The organism is Rhizobium binxianense, from assembly GCF_028994275.1.
GTDB classification, from domain to species: Bacteria; Pseudomonadota; Alphaproteobacteria; order Rhizobiales; family Rhizobiaceae; genus Rhizobium; species Rhizobium binxianense.
This window is the reverse complement of record NZ_CP118713.1, coordinates 2,193,587-2,210,944: the sequence shown is the minus strand read 5'-3', so window position 1 is coordinate 2,210,944 and position 17,358 is coordinate 2,193,587. Positions and strand designations below refer to the sequence as shown.

13 protein-coding genes, 1 pseudogene and 1 riboswitch are annotated in these 17,358 nt (G+C 62.8%); of the genes and pseudogenes, 10 read left to right on the top strand and 4 right to left on the bottom strand.

Features of this window, described 5'->3' with window-relative positions:
* The first annotated feature begins 212 nt into the window (after positions 1 to 212).
* Positions 213 to 1,154, top strand: a complete 942-nt coding sequence (locus PO860_RS11015) for a LysR family transcriptional regulator (RefSeq protein WP_183607009.1) — start codon at positions 213 to 215, stop codon at positions 1,152 to 1,154.
* A gap of 98 nt (positions 1,155 to 1,252) precedes the next feature.
* Entirely contained in the window at positions 1,253 to 1,408 is a 156-nt protein-coding gene (locus PO860_RS11010; protein WP_003560194.1) for an entericidin domain-containing protein, read from the top strand.
* 124 nt (positions 1,409 to 1,532) lie between these two features.
* Here the strand turns inward: PO860_RS11010 and PO860_RS11005 are convergent, their stop codons facing one another.
* Positions 1,533 to 1,883 carry a hypothetical protein gene (locus PO860_RS11005; RefSeq protein ID WP_183607010.1) on the bottom strand — a complete coding sequence of 117 codons (351 nt, stop codon included), beginning with the start codon at positions 1,881 to 1,883 and terminating at the stop codon, positions 1,533 to 1,535.
* A gap of 34 nt (positions 1,884 to 1,917) precedes the next feature.
* On the bottom strand, positions 1,918 to 2,919 hold the full coding sequence (locus PO860_RS11000; protein WP_272782375.1) for a glycine betaine ABC transporter substrate-binding protein: 1,002 nt from the start codon (positions 2,917 to 2,919) through the stop codon (positions 1,918 to 1,920).
* 565 nt (positions 2,920 to 3,484) lie between these two features.
* On the opposite strand from PO860_RS11000, the gene PO860_RS10995 reads away from it, so the two are divergent.
* The 3 genes from PO860_RS10995 to PO860_RS10985 all read left to right on the top strand — a co-directional run bounded on the left by PO860_RS10995 (position 3,485) and on the right by PO860_RS10985 (position 7,534).
* Positions 3,485 to 4,939: a cobyric acid synthase gene (locus PO860_RS10995; RefSeq protein WP_273883854.1), complete on the top strand. Its 1,455-nt coding sequence runs from the start codon at positions 3,485 to 3,487 to the stop codon at positions 4,937 to 4,939.
* A gap of 332 nt (positions 4,940 to 5,271) precedes the next feature.
* The gene (locus tag PO860_RS10990; protein WP_273883853.1) at positions 5,272 to 6,042 is read left to right on the top strand and encodes an SDR family oxidoreductase; all 771 of its coding nucleotides are present in this window, start codon (positions 5,272 to 5,274) and stop codon (positions 6,040 to 6,042) included.
* A 403-nt stretch (positions 6,043 to 6,445) separates the two neighbouring features.
* Positions 6,446 to 7,534 carry an adenylate/guanylate cyclase domain-containing protein gene (locus tag PO860_RS10985; RefSeq protein WP_411196252.1) on the top strand — a complete coding sequence of 363 codons (1,089 nt, stop codon included), beginning with the start codon at positions 6,446 to 6,448 and terminating at the stop codon, positions 7,532 to 7,534.
* A 64-nt stretch (positions 7,535 to 7,598) separates the two neighbouring features.
* Here the strand turns inward: PO860_RS10985 and PO860_RS10980 are convergent, their stop codons facing one another.
* A complete protein-coding gene (locus PO860_RS10980) occupies positions 7,599 to 9,389 on the bottom strand; it encodes a chloride channel protein (RefSeq protein WP_273883852.1) in 1,791 nt (596 codons plus the stop codon).
* A 252-nt stretch (positions 9,390 to 9,641) separates the two neighbouring features.
* Positions 9,642 to 10,034, top strand: a riboswitch (cobalamin riboswitch).
* A 151-nt stretch (positions 10,035 to 10,185) separates the two neighbouring features.
* Positions 10,186 to 10,341 (bottom strand): annotated as a pseudogene (locus PO860_RS22330) (tRNA lysidine(34) synthetase TilS); the annotation flags it as partial.
* 41 nt (positions 10,342 to 10,382) lie between these two features.
* On the opposite strand from PO860_RS22330, the gene cobU reads away from it, so the two are divergent.
* The 5 genes from cobU to PO860_RS10955 all read left to right on the top strand — a co-directional run bounded on the left by cobU (position 10,383) and on the right by PO860_RS10955 (position 17,327).
* The gene (gene cobU, locus PO860_RS10975; protein ID WP_273883851.1) at positions 10,383 to 10,907 is read left to right on the top strand and encodes a bifunctional adenosylcobinamide kinase/adenosylcobinamide-phosphate guanylyltransferase; all 525 of its coding nucleotides are present in this window, start codon (positions 10,383 to 10,385) and stop codon (positions 10,905 to 10,907) included.
* Between the two features lie 4 nt (positions 10,908 to 10,911).
* Positions 10,912 to 11,967: a cobalamin biosynthesis protein CobW gene (gene cobW, locus PO860_RS10970; protein WP_273883850.1), complete on the top strand. Its 1,056-nt coding sequence runs from the start codon at positions 10,912 to 10,914 to the stop codon at positions 11,965 to 11,967.
* Positions 11,968 to 11,970: 3 nt separating this feature from the next.
* On the top strand, positions 11,971 to 15,903 hold the full coding sequence (cobN, locus tag PO860_RS10965) for a cobaltochelatase subunit CobN (RefSeq protein ID WP_273883849.1): 3,933 nt from the start codon (positions 11,971 to 11,973) through the stop codon (positions 15,901 to 15,903).
* On the top strand, positions 15,903 to 16,541 hold the full coding sequence (gene cobO / locus PO860_RS10960; protein WP_273883848.1) for a cob(I)yrinic acid a,c-diamide adenosyltransferase: 639 nt from the start codon (positions 15,903 to 15,905) through the stop codon (positions 16,539 to 16,541). The genes cobN and cobO overlap by 1 nt, the downstream gene beginning before the upstream one ends.
* Positions 16,542 to 16,670: 129 nt before the next feature.
* A complete protein-coding gene (locus PO860_RS10955; protein WP_273883847.1) occupies positions 16,671 to 17,327 on the top strand; it encodes a cysteine hydrolase family protein in 657 nt (218 codons plus the stop codon).
* The last annotated feature ends 31 nt before the right edge of the window (positions 17,328 to 17,358 follow it).

Genomic DNA, 17,358 nt, shown 5'->3' with positions numbered 1-17,358 from the left:
GCGCTGACAATCCGCCAGCAGATGCGACGGAAACCGCTTTAGCTGCCGGATCGCATACGCATGGTTCGCATCCCGGCGCCTCTGCGACTTGAATGCGGAAAGGGCCTGTACGATATTCCAGATGCTTGATTGCGTCATGTCCGGCCTCCTTTGCTGGCATCATTGCTGCTGACACTGAAGATATGCGGCCGATTGACATTCAATCAAACAAAATGATATGGGGTTATAAATCAGAAAAATTGAAAGATGTGACGATGAGCATTCCCTTTCGCCGTCCCATTCCGCTGCTTGACAACGATGTGCTGCGTACCTTTGTCGCCATCGCCGAGACGGGCAATTTTTCGACCGCGGCCGAAGCGGTCTTCCGCACGCCGTCGGCAGTGTCAATGCAGATCAAGAAGCTTGAGGAGCAGCTCGGCGCGACGCTGTTTTTGCGCGACGCCCGCTCGGTATCCCTGACGCGGCATGGCGAGATGCTGCTATCCTACGCCCGCAACATCCTGGCGCTATCGAACGAGGCGGTGTCGCGCTTCATCATGCCCGAACTCAGCGGCGTCGTGCGGCTCGGCGCGCCGGAGGATATTGGCGAACGGCTGCTGCCGAGCATCCTGAAGAGTTTCGCCGAAAGCTATCCCGGCATCATGGTCGACGTGACGATCGACATGAGCATCGGGTTGAAGAAGCGCATGGAGGAGCAACGGCTCGATCTGGCGTTGATCAACTGTGCGACGCGGCCGTTCCCGACCGGCGGCGAGGTGGTTTACCGCGAGCGGCTGGTCTGGGCCGGCGCTAGGTGCGGTTCGGCGCATCGCCGCGATCCCCTGCCGATCTCGATCTGGGAGGATGGCTGTATCTGGCGTCAGGAGGCACTCACCCAGCTCGAGCGCAACAAGCGGCCCTATCGCGTCGCCTATCTCAGCGGCCACACGATGGCGCAGCGCGCCGCCGTGCTCTCCGATCTCGCCATCGCGCCGCTGCCGCTTTCCTATGTCAACGAGGACATGGCGCTCCTCGGCCCGAATGAAGGGCTGCCGGAACTCGGCGCCTTCGACATCCGCCTGCTGACCGCTTCGCAGATGTCGGGGCCGATCGAGACGGTGGCCGACAGCATTCGCAGCGCTTTTGCCGAAAGAGCGAAGGCGGTCGCTGCCTGACGATGTCTTCAACCGTTGAACCTTTTCTTCACTTGTGCGTTATCGGCGCGAACGGCATAAGTGCCGTTCGGGGTTGATTTCAAACAAGGATATTCGAAATGACGACAACGGCCAAAATTGCCGCAGCTTTTATGGTTCTTCTTGCCCTTTCCTCCTGCGGCAACACGATCCGCGGCATAGGAAAGGATACGGCAAACACCGTGAACGCCACCCAGGACGCCGGCCGCTCGGTCGATCGTGCTGCGAAGAAGTGATCGGCTGAGAGGTTTGCTTGATCGGGATGATCCTGACCGGATCATCCTTCGGATGACCGGGGGATGACCGGGTCCGGACCACCCTATCGGGTGACCGGGGCCCAACCGACGACCGGTCGGACCATTATAAAATGGCCGAGGGATAAGCCTTTTCGAGGCCGCCGGATCGGCTGAGGCCGGTCCGGAAGGCTTGATAGGCGGGGTGCTGGCTGGAGCGGGCGGTTTCCATCAGCCTGATCTGCAGACGGTCGGGCGCCTCGGTCCCCAGCCACAGTCCGAGGTTTTCGAGCTTCAGCGAGTTCAGCAACCGCGATCCGGCGGCAAGATCGAGATGGCGGCGCAAGCCTTCCAGCAGATTGTCGTCCTGCGCGGCGTTTTCCATGAGCAGCGCCAAGTATGACTTGTCGGCCTCCGACAGCGCGGCAAGCTTTTCCGCAACGGTATCGCGGTCGGGAAAGGGAACGTTGCCAGTCATGTCGAATCGTCCGGTCGTTGATCGTCTCCTGACCTTATAAGCTCGCCTTGACCTTCTCGGCTACATCGATTGGCACCCATTTCATCCACAGGCCCTCGTAATTGCGAAGGAAATAGATCGCGGCATCCTCGTTGCTCTCGCGGTTTTCGTCTTGCCAGGCGAGCACCTGATTGATCGTGCCATTGTCCCATTTGCGGGTTTTGAGATAGGTGGTGACAGGCCCGGCGCGGCTGGCAAAGGATCTGGTCATCAACGTGAACGCGCGCGAGACGGGGTAGGAATTGAGCTGGGGCCTGTTGCAGCCGGCAACCGCCGTACAGCGGTCCCACTCGCTCTTGTCATGACCGACGCCGAAGCTCAGCCGCGTCATGTCGTATTTGCCAAGGACCGCAGTCGGCGCCCAGTAGTATCCCAGCCAGCCGACCTTGTTGTCGAAGGCGCGGGCAATCGAGGCATCGAGCTGTTCGGGGCTGCCGGTTTCCACAAGCTCGAAGTCCTTCTTGTCCGCTGCGAGTGCCTTGAACAGATTGGTGGTCGATATCTGGCAGCTCCAGTCGGCAGGGCAATTGTAGACTGCGCCCTTGGACGCATCGTCCTCGGCCGGGAAGAGTTCGGGATGTTTCAGCGCATCTTCGACCGAACGGATGTCGGGGTGGGCGTCGGCGATGAATTTCGGGATCCACCAGCCCTCGACCGCGCCATCGGCAAGAATCTCGGCTCCCTGCACCAGCCGGCCGCTGTTGACGGCCTGATCGAGCAGGGCCCGGACGGAATTGATCCAATATTCCGAGGCGACGTCGGGGGTGCCTTTCTCGTTCATCGAGGCGAAGGTCGGAAGGGTGTCGCCGTCGACGATGGTGACGGAGCAGCCGTAGCCCTTTTCCAGGATGATCCTGTCGAAGTTTGCCGCTATACCTGCCGAGGCCCATTTCATCTCGGCGATCGAAACCTTGCCGCACTCTGCGGCTTCGGCCGGCGCGATGGTAGAAAGAGCCGCGGCAAAGACGGCCGTCATCAGATACGTCTTCATCGTCATTCCCCGAATTCTTAGGCGGACGCGCGGCCGGATTTGCAATCCACCGACAAGGCTGTCCGGCGGCTCGTCGCAGGCGATGGTCAACAATGGCGCATTTTGGCGAAGCCTACGCGTTCGCTCGCAGAAATCAACCGTCTTCTGCTCATGGTTGCGTCTCTAAATAGTTGAATTCGAAGAATTTATGTCAGTATCCCCCGAATGGCGCCCTCGGGCGAAACGCACGCTCTTGGCGATCGCCGGCGGAGCTTCGGCAGAAATTTCGGCGAGAATGTCAAAAAAGATCGAAATTAACATTTGCGTAAGCCTTCAATAACTCTCCGGTAAGAATGTGCCGTTATCAGTTGGGTCGTGGCGGGAATGACCGCCGCTTCTCTGGTTCAGGTAGTGCGTACCGGAGAGAGCGAGCTTCGCCGTGTAGTGGTGAAGACGCCTGAGTTTTCGGCAAACCGCGCAGAGCCAAGGCGATGCGCGGTTTTCGCGTTTATGCGCGCAGCCAGACCCGGACCAAGCCTTGACCTTGTATCGACACCCATTGTAGGCGTCGCCTCAGCGAAAGGCGGCCACCATGGCAAGAGCGATCATGCTGCAGGGAACCGGCTCGGACGTCGGCAAGACGGTGCTGGTCGCGGGCCTCTGCCGGCTGGCGGCCAATCGTGGGCTGACGGTTCGGCCGTTCAAGCCACAGAACATGTCGAACAATGCGGCAGTTGCCGACGATGGCGGCGAGATCGGCCGGGCGCAGTGGCTGCAGTCGCTGGCGGCTCGCACGCCATCCTCGGTGCACATGAACCCGGTGCTGCTCAAGCCGCAATCGGACAACGGCAGCCAGATTATCGTGCAGGGCAGGGTGTTCAGCCAAGCCAAGGGGCGCGACTACCAGCGGCTGAAGCCGCAGCTGCTCGGCGCCGTGCTCGAAAGCTTCGAGAAAGTGGCTGCGGGTGCCGATCTCGTTATCGTCGAAGGTGCGGGATCGCCGGCCGAGATCAATCTCAGGCCGGGCGATATCGCCAATATGGGCTTTGCGACGCGGGCCGGCGTGCCCGTCGTGCTCGTCGGCGATATCGACCGCGGCGGCGTTATCGCTTCACTTGTGGGTACGCATGCGATCCTCGACGAGGGCGACCGGGCGATGATTGCCGGCTATATCATCAACAAGTTCCGCGGCGACATCTCGCTGTTTGACGACGGCATCCGGGCCATCGAAGGCTTTACCGGCTGGCCGTGTTTCGGCGTCGTGCCGTGGCTGCCGGGCGCTGGGCGCCTGCCGGCCGAAGATTCGGTGGTGCTCGAACGGCTGGCGCGGGGCGGAGCAGGGGCGCTGAAGATCGCCGTGCCGGTGCTGCCGCGCATCGCCAATTTCGATGATCTCGACCCGCTGCGGACCGAGCCGGATGTCGAGCTGGTCTTCGTGCGATCAGGCGAGCGGATACCTGCCGATGCGAGCCTCGTTGTGCTTCCCGGCTCGAAATCGACGATATCGGATCTCGCCGATTTCAGGGCTGCGGGCTGGGACCGCGATCTCCAGGCGCATGTCAGGCGCGGCGGCAGGGTGATCGGCATTTGCGGCGGCTATCAGATGCTCGGGCGGACTGTGCGCGATCCGCTTGGGCTCGAGGGCGGGGCACTGGAGACGCCGGGGCTTGGCTTTCTCGATGTCGAGACCGAGATGGCGCCGGAGAAAACCGTGCGCAACAGCCAGGCCCGCTCGACCGAATATGATACGCCGCTTGCCGGCTACCAGATCCACCTCGGCATCACCCGCGGCCCGGATTGTATCAGGCCTTCGGCGATCATCGACGGCGCGCCCGACGGCGCGCTGTCGGCCGACGGCCGGATCATGGGCACCTACCTGCACGGGCTGTTCGGCAGCGACAGCTACCGCGCTCGGCTGCTTCAAAGTTTCGGGCTCTCGGCTGAGCGGAGGAATTACCGCGAGAGCGTCGATCGGGCGTTGGACGAAGTCGCGAGTGGCCTGCAGAGACATCTCGACCCGCGCTGGCTGGCCGGGCTGCTTGGGTAGACCCGATGTGCTCTGGGCGGGGCTGTCAGCGACACAGCACACCGGTCACCCCAACCTCCATCATTCCTGGGCCTGTCACAGGAATCCAGTGCGCCCAAGTCTCTGGGCGCGGAAGACATCCTGTTTGGATGAGAATCAATCACGGCGCAGACGCGCCGTGGGTGGATTCCTGTGACGAGCACAGGAATGACGAAGGACAAGTGAGGCGCCTTGCCAGAGGAGATGATGCGGGTGAAAACCTGCGATTCATTGGGCATCTCGCTGCTATTGCCAAATTAGTTGACTGAGTCCATTAATTGTCGCGGCGGACCCGGTTGAGAGCGACGAAAACCATGAGCGTATTGGATAGATTTTCACTGGTAGGTCAGGTGGCGCTGGTGACCGGCGGTGGCCGTGGTCTGGGCTTCGAAATGGCGCGCGCCCTTGCCGAGGCGGGCGCCCATGTTATCGTCAACGGACGCACGGCGGCGACGCTGGAAGGCGCCGTCAGGACCATCCGTGCCGCGGGCGGGACGGCTGAGGCGGCTGCGTTCGACGTAGCCGACCGGGAGGCACAGCGTGCTGTGATGGCCGATATCGACAAGATCCATGGTCGTCTCGATATCCTGATCAACAATGTCGGCGCCCGCGACCGGCGGCCGCTGGCCGAATTCGACGATGATGCGATCATCGAGCTGCTGCGCACCGACCTGGCGGCGGCGATGACGCTTTCGCGCGACGCTGCCGTGCTGATGAAGCGACGCAATCACGGCCGCCTGATCGCGGTGACCTCGATCAGCGGCCATGTCGTCATGCCCGGCGACTGCGTCTATCCTGCCGCCAAGCAGGGACTGACCGGCCTGATGCGTGGCATGGCGGTCGAATTCGGCCCGTACGGGATCACCAGCAACGCAATTGCGCCCGGCTGGTTCGCCACCGAGACGAATGCGGCGATGGCGCAGAATGAGGAATTGATGCCCTTCGTACGCCAGCGCATCCCGGTCCAACGCTGGGGACGCCCGGACGAGATCGCCGGCGCGGCGTTGTTTCTGGCAAGCGGCGCCGCCTCCTTCGTCAACGGCCACGTGCTGACCGTCGATGGCGGCATGACGGTCAGGATGTGAGCGGCTGGGGATCCCATGCCGAAGGACATCGCCGCGTGGCGAGGCGAGATCCCTTTTATCGCCTCCCAAGAGGCAAACTGCAGCAGGTTTCGCCAATCGCCGGGGAGACTGAGGCAATTTGTCATCCGTGACACCGGCGTTTGTCGCTCTCGAATTCCGCATCTCTCATTCGCCCGGGAGTGGTATCGCGACGCGAAGCAGGCTAATGAATGGCATGCGCGACATGGCTCTTTCAGCCCCTGTCTTGCGGTTCCCGGTGCCTGGCCTCGATCGTGAAAACGGCTTCTGCGGCTCTTGGCCCGATGCGGAGGTTTTGAAAATTAACGATCATATTCACTGGCTTATAGAGCAGGGAATCACCAGCGAGCATATTGGCGATCTCGTCGCCGGGCTGTGCGACCGGCTGATCGCCGAGGGATTTCCGATCTGGCGGGCGAGCATCCGAATGCCGTCCATCCATCCCATGTATCGCGGCATCTCGGCCAATTTCATCAGGGGCGGCGTCACGACCATCGAAAATGCCGAACACGGCATTGCGGGGGAGCGCATCTTCGAGGAGACGCCGATATTCTATCTTTTGAACCGTGGCGAAAGAAGAGGGCGGTGGAGCTTGGAGAGAGGCGAGGGCCTCGCCTACAGCGAGCTTCACGAATTCGCGCTCGCCGGAGGCACGGATCACGTCATCAGCCTTTTCGAATTCCCGAAGGAGGTTGCGTTGCGCGGATTTGGTTTTTCGCTGACCAGCGACGCGCCGGGCGGATTTTCCGATCAACAACTTGGGGTTGTCGAAGCGCTCTTCCCGGCGCTGGGGCTTGCGGCCTACCGCGTGGCGGCATCGAAGACCGCGACCGATATCCTCGCCGTCTATACCGGCGCCAGGACGAGTGCGCGCATTCTCGCCGGCGAAACCCAGCGGGGAACGGGCGGCTCCATCAATGCCGCGATCCTGCTTGCGGACCTCAGGAATTTCACCGCCCTGACCGAAGCCTATCAGCCCGAAGAGATCGTCGGCTTTCTGAACGAACATTTCGAACTGATCGACCGGCATGTCGAGGAAAATTCCGGCGAGATCCTGAAGTTCATGGGCGACAGCGTGCTGGCGATCTTTCCGACCGATGCGGACGATCCGCAACGGGCCTGCGTGGCGGCACTCGCTTCGGCGAGGAACCTGCTGAAGGCAAACGAGGCGCTCAATCGCGAGCGGACGGGCAATGGCGGCCCCGATATCGGCGTCGACGTCGTTCTGCATCTCGGCGAGGTTTTCTACGGAAATGTCGGCGCCCATGGCAGGCTCGATTTCACGGTGATCGGCAGGGCGGTCAACGAGGCCTCACGGCTCGAAAAGCTCTGCGGCACGCTGGATCAACCCCTGTTGATGTCGGAGAGCTTCGCGACGACCTGCGCCGCGCCTTGCCAATATCTCGGATCGTTCGAGCTGCGCGGGGTTTCGAAGCGGGCTGATGTCTTCAGGCTCGCCGACGCCGCTGAATAATTCAAAGTGCAGCAGCGTCCTTTGAGCGTCTGAAAAGACGTGGGGCGCTGTCGGTCGGAGCGGCTCAGATCTCGCCTGACACTTCGCGGCGGCGGCGGTCGAGTTCTTCGCTGTAGCGGCGCAGCGTGTAGCTTTCGCTGAGCTGGCCGATCACCTTGCGTTCGATCAGATTGTTGACGACGGCGAGCGCTTCGCTTTCGCTCTTGTCGAAGATCGCCGCCGCTTGCCTGGCATTCATCTGCGGCTGCAGGAAATCGTTGCGGTAGCGGATGAAGTCGGCAAGCGACTTGCCCTCGTCCTGGGCGTCGGTCGGATTGGCGTAGATCTCCGGCACCAGCAGCAGGCCCGCATATTTGTCGCTCTCCTCGACAAGGATGACGCGTTGGGTCGAGCCGATCGGGAAGGCCTGCTTGAATTCTTCCAGCGAGATGCCTGATTTGGCGGTCTTGACGTCTGATCGCATCAGCTTGTTGACGGTCAGGTTGCGAATCCAGCCCACGTCGTGGGCGCTGCGGATGCTCTCGCCGCGCAAGTGGAAGCGCCACGTGGCGAAGGAGTAGCCGAAGGTCGAGCGCACCACGAGCGACGAGGTGATGACGGCGGCAAGCACCAGTGCGGTAATCGGGAAATCGCCGGTGATTTCCAGCGCCAGGAAGGTCATCGTCAGCGGCCCGCCGATGACGGCGACGGCGAGCGAACTCATGCCGACCACGGCATAGATAACAGGCGTCAGCGTCGCATCGGCGAAATAGGGGCCGCAATAGGCAAAGAGCTTGCCGAGCAGGGCACCCATGAACAGCGAGGCGAAGAACAGGCCGCCTCTGAAGCCGGAGCCGATCGAGATCGCCGAGGCAAAGGATTTCAAGAGGAAGAGGCCGATCAGCGTCGGGATCGCCACATCGCGGGAGAGGTTGAGATGCAGCGCGCCGTGGCCGGCCGAAAGCACCTGCGGAGAGATCATCGCCAGCAGTCCGACGACGATGCCGCCAAGCGCCGGGCGGAAGGGCGGAGCGATCGCACTCTTGCGCGCCAGTTCCTCGACGAAGGCGACGCCCTGCATGATCAGGATGCCGACACCGGCGCAAAAGGCGCCGAGCAGCAGGGCCGGGATATAATCGGCCGGCACGACCGTGCCGAAGCTGCCGATATCGATGGCGAAATCGCCGTCGGCAAGCAGCCTTGCAATGAGAGTGGAGACAAGGGCCGAGACAACCACGGGGGTCAGCGAGACGATCGTATAGGTGCCGATGATCAGCTCGAAGGCATAGAAGGCGCCGGTCAGCGGCGCGTTGAAGGCGGCGGCGATAGCGCCGGCCGCCCCGCAACCGACGAGCACGCGCAGATCAGAGCGGCGAAGCTGCAGCTTCAGGCCGAATTTCGAGGCGATGCCGGCGGCAAGCTGGGTATAGCCGGCCTCGAGCCCGACGGAGGCGCCGAAGCCGTTGGAGATCAGGTTCTGCACGGCAACGATGATGCTGTCGGTCAAGGACAGGCGGCCGCCATGCAGAGCATTGGCCTCGATTGGATCGACCATCGGCTTCTTGCGTCGTTTCGCCAAGATGAAAAGCAACAGCCCGAGCAGGATGCCGCCGACGACAGGGGCCGCGAGCAGCAGCAGCTTGTCGTCGATGTCGGACGAGCTCAGCCTTTCGTCGTCGGCGATGCCGAAGACCAGCCGGTGCAATTCATTGGAGACGAAGCTCATGCCGGTGACGGCAAGCCCCGAGGCGATGCCGACGACAGCGCCCGCAAGCGACAGGCCGACCTCGCTGCGGCGGGTCAGCGCACGCAGCCGCCCCGGATCAAAGAAAACACGCAGCGCGCGCAGACGGCGCCGATCCAATTTCATAAGCATGGCCAGACAACTAGGCGGGGAGAGGCTCGGTCAAGGGCGGTGGCGCAGTCCGCTTGCAGTGCAATTGCGGCGAAAAGCCGGCGTTCGGGTCAAATATTTATGACGTAAGTCTCTGATAAAAGACGATATTTCTGGTGGAGTAAGTCATGTTTGAATGAGTGCGCCGCCTTACCGGCGATCGGGCGGCCGTCAAGGCCGGTTGACTTCACTCCCGGGCTTGCCTAACCATCCCTCAACGGATGGTCACCTGACCATCCTGATATAACGGATGGTTCCGGATCGGTGTAGCGCCCTTCCGGATGAAAAGGGAATGTGACGGGGCGGACCCAAGCCGGGCGCCTTTATCACAGCCGACCCCGCGACTGTAGAGCGGTCAGGGTCTTCCATCCGGCATCGAGCGCTTCCGGCCGGCCCCTGCAATGGTGCAGGCGGGACGGATGGGCGATATGCCGGAAAAGCCACTGGACATGCATGGTGATCAACCGGGGTCGGACGCCTCTATATCTACGAATCGTCCACTCTTTCACCGATGCAGCCGGGAAGGCGAGGCAGATCCGCCGGCAGGATCAGGGCGACCGGTTTCCGGTCCGCCCCGATCGGCCGACAACCGCGAGCCAGGAGACCTGCCATCCCGTGCCGGGCGAGAAGCCCAACCCTGGGCGCTATGCCCGCTGCCAGCACGGAGGTTGTCTTGGCTGAACGATTGAATTCAGCGCGGCCTGGTGCGGCGCGGTTTGGCGGGACCTTACAGGTGTCGGCGCCTTCCGTTGCGGCGTGTTTGGTGGGTACATTCCTCTCCTCCCTCATTCCTGTGCTCGTCACAGGAATCCAGTGCGCCCAAGTCCTTGGGCGCGGAGGACTCCCCTTTAACCGAGTCATTCACGGCGCGGACGCGCCGTGGCTGGATTCCTGTGAGATCCCTCGTGCAAAGCCCGAGGAAGGGAATGAGGGAGGGTGGCGGAACGTCGCGTTTCCTCTGGCGACGGTCTGCATATGACAAGCGTCCCATCCAACACCGTCTTCATCCTCGGCGGCGCCCGCTCCGGCAAGTCCCGCTTCGCCGAATCTCTTGTCGTCGCCACCGGCCTCGATCGCCACTACCTCGCCACCGGCCGCGCCTGGGACGAGGAGATGCAGGCGCGCATCATCAAGCACAAGGTCGATCGCGGCCCGTCCTGGGCGACGCATGAGGAGCCGCTCGATCTGGTCGGCAAGCTTGCCGCCATCGACGGCGAAGGGCGCATCGTGCTGATCGACTGCCTGACGCTCTGGGTTACCAATCTGATGATGGAGCAGCGCGACATGGCGGCGGAATTTGCCGCCCTTGCCGATTTCCTGCCCGGCGCCAAAGCGCGGCTCGTTTTCGTTTCCAACGAGGTCGGCCTCGGCATCGTGCCCGACAATCGCATGGCGCGGGATTTTCGCGATCATGCAGGCCGGCTGCACCAATCGATCGCGGCGAAGGCCGCTGAAGTCTATTTCATCGCGGCAGGCCTGCCGCTGAAAATGAAGGGTTAAGTCCATGAACCAGCAGAAGATTCCCGCAACCGTCATCACCGGCTTCCTCGGCGCCGGCAAGACGACAATGATCCGCAACCTGCTCACCAATGCCGGCGGCAAAAAGATCGCGCTCATCATCAACGAATTCGGCGATCTCGGTGTCGACGGCGACGTGCTGAAAGGCTGCGGTGCGGAGAATTGTAGCGAGGACGATATCATCGAGCTCACCAACGGCTGCATCTGCTGCACCGTCGCCGACGATTTTATTCCGACGATGACGAAGCTGCTCGAGCGCCAACAGCGGCCCGACCATATCGTCATCGAAACCTCGGGCCTCGCCTTGCCGCAGCCGCTGGTCGCTGCCTTCAACTGGCCCGATATTCGCACCCAGGTGACCGTCGATGGCGTCATCACTGTGGTTGACAGTGCGGCCGTGGCCGCCGGGCGTTTTGCCGACGACCATGATGCCGTCGATGCGCGCCGCGCCGAGGATGAATCGCTCGATCACGAAAGCCCGATCGAGGAGCTGTTCGAGGATCAGCTCACCTGCGCCGATCTCATCGTTCTCAACAAGACCGACCTGATCGACGTCGCCGGCCTTGGCCGCGTGAAGAGCGAGGTCGCCTCGCGCATTGCCCGCAAGCCCGTGATGATCGAAGCCAGGAATGGCGAGGTGCCGGCAAGCGTGCTGCTCGGCCTCGGCATCGGCGCGGAAGACGATATCGCCAACCGCAAGTCCCATCACGAGCTGGAGCATGAGGACGGCGAGCCGCACGGTCACGACGAATTCGACAGTTTCGTCGTCGAGCTTGGTGCGATTGCGGATACATCAGGTTTCGTCGAGAAGCTGAAGGGCATCATCGCTGAGCATGATGTGCTGCGCCTCAAGGGCTTCATCGAGGTTTCCGGCAAGCCCATGCGCCTGCAGCTGCAGGCCGTGGGTGCGCGCATCGACCAATATTTCGACCGCGCCTGGGCACCGGGTGAAGCGCGCAACACGCGTCTCGTCGTCATCGGCCTCCACGAGATGGATCAGGACGCGGTGCGCAAGGCGATCGAAGCGCTGGTCCGAGGATAGAGAATGCATCTGCTTCTGGCCCAGCAGGGGACGATCAGTGACGGCGACGAGGCCATCGACCTCGGCCAGTCGCCGGGCGATGTCCTGTTCCTCTCGGCCGCCGACACCGAGCTTGCGGCAATCGCCGCGGCTCATGCCGGCGGGGCGAGCGGATATGCGCTGAGGCTTGCCAGCCTGATGAGCCTGAAGCATCCGATGTCGGTCGATACCTATGTCGAGCGGACGGCGCGGCATGCGAAGCTGATCATCGTGCGGGCGCTGGGCGGAGCGAGCTATTTCCACTATGCGCTGGAGGCGTTGCATGCGGTCGCGGCTCGCAGCGGGGCGCTGATTGCAGTGCTGCCGGGCGATGCCAAGCCGGATGCGGGACTGGTTTCTTTTTCCAATGTTGATCTCGACGATCTCAATGCGCTCTGGGCCTATCTGATCGAGGGCGGCGATGCCAATGCGCGGGCTTTTCTCGATTATGCCGGGGCGATGTTGTCGGGTGCCGAGAAGCCGGCACCGGCGGTGCCTTTGATGAAGGCGGGGATCTGGTGGCCGGGGCGAGGGCTGATCGGGGTTGAGGAATGGCTGCCGGTTGTTGCTGCGGAGGTGTCTTCGGGTGTGGCGATGGTCGCGGAGGAGGGATTTGAACCCCCGACAGTCGCCATCAGCTTCTACCGCGCCCTCGTTCAAAGCGGCGAGACCGGGCCGATCGAGGCACTGGTCGAGGCGCTGGCCGCACTCGGCCTTCGGCCACTGCCGGTCTTTGCCTATAGCCTCAAGGATCCGATTTCCAAAGGCATTCTCGAAAGCGTGTTTTCGGCGCTGAAGCCCGATGTGGTCATCAATACCACCGGCTTTGCGGTCTCCGCGCCGGGTGCGGACCGGCAGCCGACGGTGCTGGAGGCGAATGGGGCGATCGTGCTGCAGGCGATCCTCTCGGCCTCGTCGAGGGATGCCTGGGCCGCTTCCTCTCAGGGCCTTTCGGCGCGTGATCTCGGCATGAACGTTGCGCTGCCCGAGGTTGACGGCCGAGTGCTGGCGCGGGCTGTCTCCTTCAAGACGGCGGCGCGCTACGACGCGGCGGTCGAAACGAATATCGTCGCCAGCGAACCGGATGCCGGCCGGGTGCGTTATACGGCGGAGCTTGCCGCCAACTGGGCGCGGCTGCGCGGGACACCGGCGCAGGGCCGGCGCATCGCGCTTGTCATGGCGAACTATCCGAACCGTGATGGCCGGCTCGGCAACGGCGTCGGCCTCGATACGCCGGCCGGAACCATCGAGGTGCTTCGCGCGATGGAGGCAGCGGGTTATCCGGCCGCCGATATTCCGGCCAACGGCGACGCGCTGATCCGGCATCTGATGGAGGGGCCGACCAACTCGGGACGCGACGGCAGGGTCATCCGCGAGACACTTTCCCTGAGTCGCTACAACGGCTTCCTGGAATCTCTTCCCAATCAGATTCAGGATGAGGTGCGAGCCCGCTGGGGTAATCCCGAGGACGATCCGTATTTTCGCGAGGGCGTCTTCGCCCTGCCTTTCGCCCGCTTCGGCGGGGTGCTCGTCGGCATCCAGCCGGCGCGGGGCTACAATATCGATCCAAAGGAGAGCTATCATTCGCCGGATCTCGTACCGCCGCACGGTTATCTCGCTTTCTATGCCTTCCTGCGCCGTGAATTCGCGGCCCATGCGGTCATTCACATGGGCAAACACGGCAATCTCGAATGGCTGCCGGGCAAGGCGCTGGCGCTGTCGGAGAACTGCTATCCCGAGGCGATCCTTGGGCCGCTGCCGCATCTCTATCCCTTCATCGTCAACGATCCGGGCGAGGGCACACAGGCCAAGCGCCGGACTGCCGCCGTCATCATCGATCATCTGACGCCGCCTTTGACGCGGGCCGAGAGCTACGGACCGCTCAAGGACCTGGAAGCGCTGGTCGACGAATATTACGAGGCCTCCGGCGGCGATCCCCGCCGCATCCGCCTGCTCAGCCGACAGATTCTTGATCTTGTGACCGATATCGGACTCGACCGGGATGCGGGCATTGCCAAGGGCGAGAGCGAAGGCGAGGCGCTGAAGAAGCTTGACGCCTATCTCTGCGATCTCAAGGAAATGCAGATCCGCGATGGCTTGCATGTGTTCGGCGTGTCGCCCGAGGGACGGTTGCTGACCGATCTGACCGTGGCGCTGGCGCGGGTGCCGCGCGGACTGGGTGAGGGCGGGGATGCGAGCTTGCAGCGGGCGATCGCTGGGGATGCGTTCGGAAACCCCTTTCAGCCAAAAGACCCCGCCCCAACCCCTCCCCACAAGGGGGAGGGGCTTGCTGGGCGCGCCGTCTCTGCATCAGCTTTGGTCGCAGAGGTTGCCGCGAGTGCAGCGATAAGCCCCTCCCACCTGTGGGGAGGGGTTGGGGAGGGGTCTTCCTTCGACCCTCTCGACACCGATATGGCAGCCGTTTGGAGCGGCCCACGGCCGGATATCCTCGCAGAAATTCGCGACACCCTTTGGCGCACCCACGGCGACACCGTCGAGCGCATCGAACTGCTCGCCGCAAAGTTCGTTTCCGGCGAGATGGCGTGCCCGCTCCTCTGGTCCCAAACCAGATCGGTGCTCGCGGAGATCGAAACCCGTCTCAAGCCTTCCATCCTCGCTTGCGGCGCCGCGGAAATCGAAGGGCTGCTCAGAGGCCTCGATGGCCGGTTCGTCGTACCCGGTCCCTCCGGCGCCCCGACCCGCGGCCGGCCTGATGTGCTGCCCACCGGCCGCAACTTTTATTCGGTCGACAGCCGCGCCGTGCCGACGCCGGCGGCTTACGAGCTCGGCAAGAAATCCGCCGAGCTTTTGGTGCGCCGTTACGTGCAGGATCACGGCGAATGGCCGGTTTCCTTCGGCTTGACGGCCTGGGGCACCTCGAACATGCGCACCGGCGGCGATGATATCGCCCAGGCTTTGGCATTGATCGGCGTCAAGCCGCTCTGGGACATGAGTTCGCGCCGGGTCACCGGCTATGAGATCATCGCGCCGGCGATGCTCGGGCGGCCGCGCGTCGACGTGACGCTCCGGATCTCCGGCTTCTTCCGCGATGCCTTTCCCGAGCAGATCGCCCTGTTCGACAAGGCGGTCCGCGCCGTCGGCGCGCTCGAAGAGGACGAGACGGACAACCCGATTGCAGCGCGCATGCGCGGTGAGATGGCAAGGCTTGCCGCCGCCGGTCTCGACGCGGCCTCGGCGAAACGCCGGGCGGGCTACCGGGTTTTCGGCTCGAAGCCCGGCGCTTACGGCGCCGGATTGCAGGCGCTGATCGACCAAAAGGGCTGGGAGCGGCGCGCCGATCTTGCCGAGGCCTATCTCGTCTGGGGCAGCTATGCTTATGGGGCCGGCGAGGAGGGCAAGGCCGAACGCGGCTTGTTCGAGGAACGGCTGCGCTCGGTGCAGGCGGTCATTCAGAACCAGGACAATCGCGAGCACGATCTGCTCGACAGCGACGATTATTACCAGTTCGAGGGCGGCATGGCAGCGGCGGCCGAACAGCTCGCCGGCGCGCGCCCTTCGATCTATCATAACGACCATTCGAGGCCGGAAAAGCCGGTGATCCGGTCGTTGGAAGAGGAGATCGGCCGCGTCGTGCGCGGCCGCGTCGTCAATCCGAAATGGATAGCGGGCGTCATGCGCCACGGTTACAAGGGCGCGGCCGAGATCGCCGCCACCGTCGATTATCTCTTCGCTTTTTCGGCGACGACGGGGGCGGTCGGCGAACATCATTTCGAGGCCGTCTACCAAGCCTTCGTCGCCGATCCCACTGTGCGCAGCTTCATGATGGAGAAGAACCCGGCGGCATTCGACGAGATGCGGGAGCGGCTCAGCGAAGCGATCGACCGCAGCCTCTGGACGCCGCGCAGCAATTCGGCCCGGTTCGACTTGGCCGCCATACAACGCAATGAGGTAAACTGATGAGCGACGAGACCCCGGACAACAACGCGGGCGGCAAGGACGATGCGCGGCACGCCGAGAAAATGGCGAAGAAGAAGGTCGCGCGCGACAAGATCATGGCGACCAAGACCGATGGCAAGGGCCTGATCATCGTCCATACCGGCAAAGGCAAGGGCAAGTCGTCGTCTGCCTTTGGGATGATCTTCCGCCACATCGCCCATGGCAAGCCGTCCGCCGTCGTGCAGTTCATCAAGGGCGCGATGTGGACCGGCGAGCGCGATCTGATCGAGAAGCATTTCTCCGATCTCTGCCAGTTCCACACGATGGGCGAGGGTTTCACCTGGGAAACGCAAGACCGCGCCCGCGATGTCGCCGCAGCCTCGGCCGCCTGGGAAAAGGCCAAGGAGCTGATCCGCGACGAGCGCAATTCCATGGTGCTGCTCGACGAGATCAATATCGCGCTGCGCTACGACTATCTCGACATCAACGATGTCGTCACCTTCCTGAAGAGCGAGAAGCCCGCCATGACGCATGTCGTGCTGACCGGTCGCAATGCCAAGGAAGAGCTGATCGAGATCGCCGATCTGGTCACCGAGATGGAACTGGTCAAACACCCCTTCCGCTCCGGTATCAGGGGTCAGCCGGGCGTCGAGTTCTGAGAGGCAGGCGACATCCATCCCAAGCGGTAATCGAACGCCGATCACATACCGGTCGCGGCTTGGTGATTTGACAGGCGGATGGCCTATCCGGAGATTTGCCGCGACCCTTTGCCCCCGGAGAATACCATCATGAAAACCAAGGCCGCAGCCGCATTCGCCGGCTTTCTTTTGATTGCCGCTCTCGGCGCATCCGCCGCCAAGGCGACGATCATCGACGACTGGAGCACAGTGAAGGCGCCGGCTGCCCCTGCTTTGAAACCGGTCGATGTGAAGGCCTCGGAGACGGCGCTTCTGCTCCTCGATTTCAACGGTGCGCAGAACCCGGAGAAGGGGCCCTGCAACACCAAGACCAAGCAGCGCTGCATCGCTTCGTTGCCGAAGGTCGAAAAGCTGATGAAAGAGGCGCGCGCAAGCGGCGTTCCCGTCGTCTACAGCATCACCGGTGGCGCGACGGCAGGTGACATCGCCAACGTGCTGGCGCCAAAGGAGGGCGATCCGGTCGTGCAATCCGGCGCCAACAAGTTCATCAATACCGATCTCGAAAACATCCTGAAGGATAAGGGCATCAAGACGGTCATCGTCACGGGCACGGCCTCGGAAGGGGCGGTGCTGAACACAGCCGCCTATGCGGCGCTCAAGGGCATGAACGTCATCCTGCCGGTCGACGGCATGTCCTCCACCAATCCCTATGCCGAGCAGTATGTCGCCTGGCATTTCGCCAATGCGCCCGGCGTTTCGGCCAAGACGACGCTGACAGCGATCGACGAGATCAAATTCGATAAATAAACACCAAGGAGGAACTGATCGAGATCGCCGA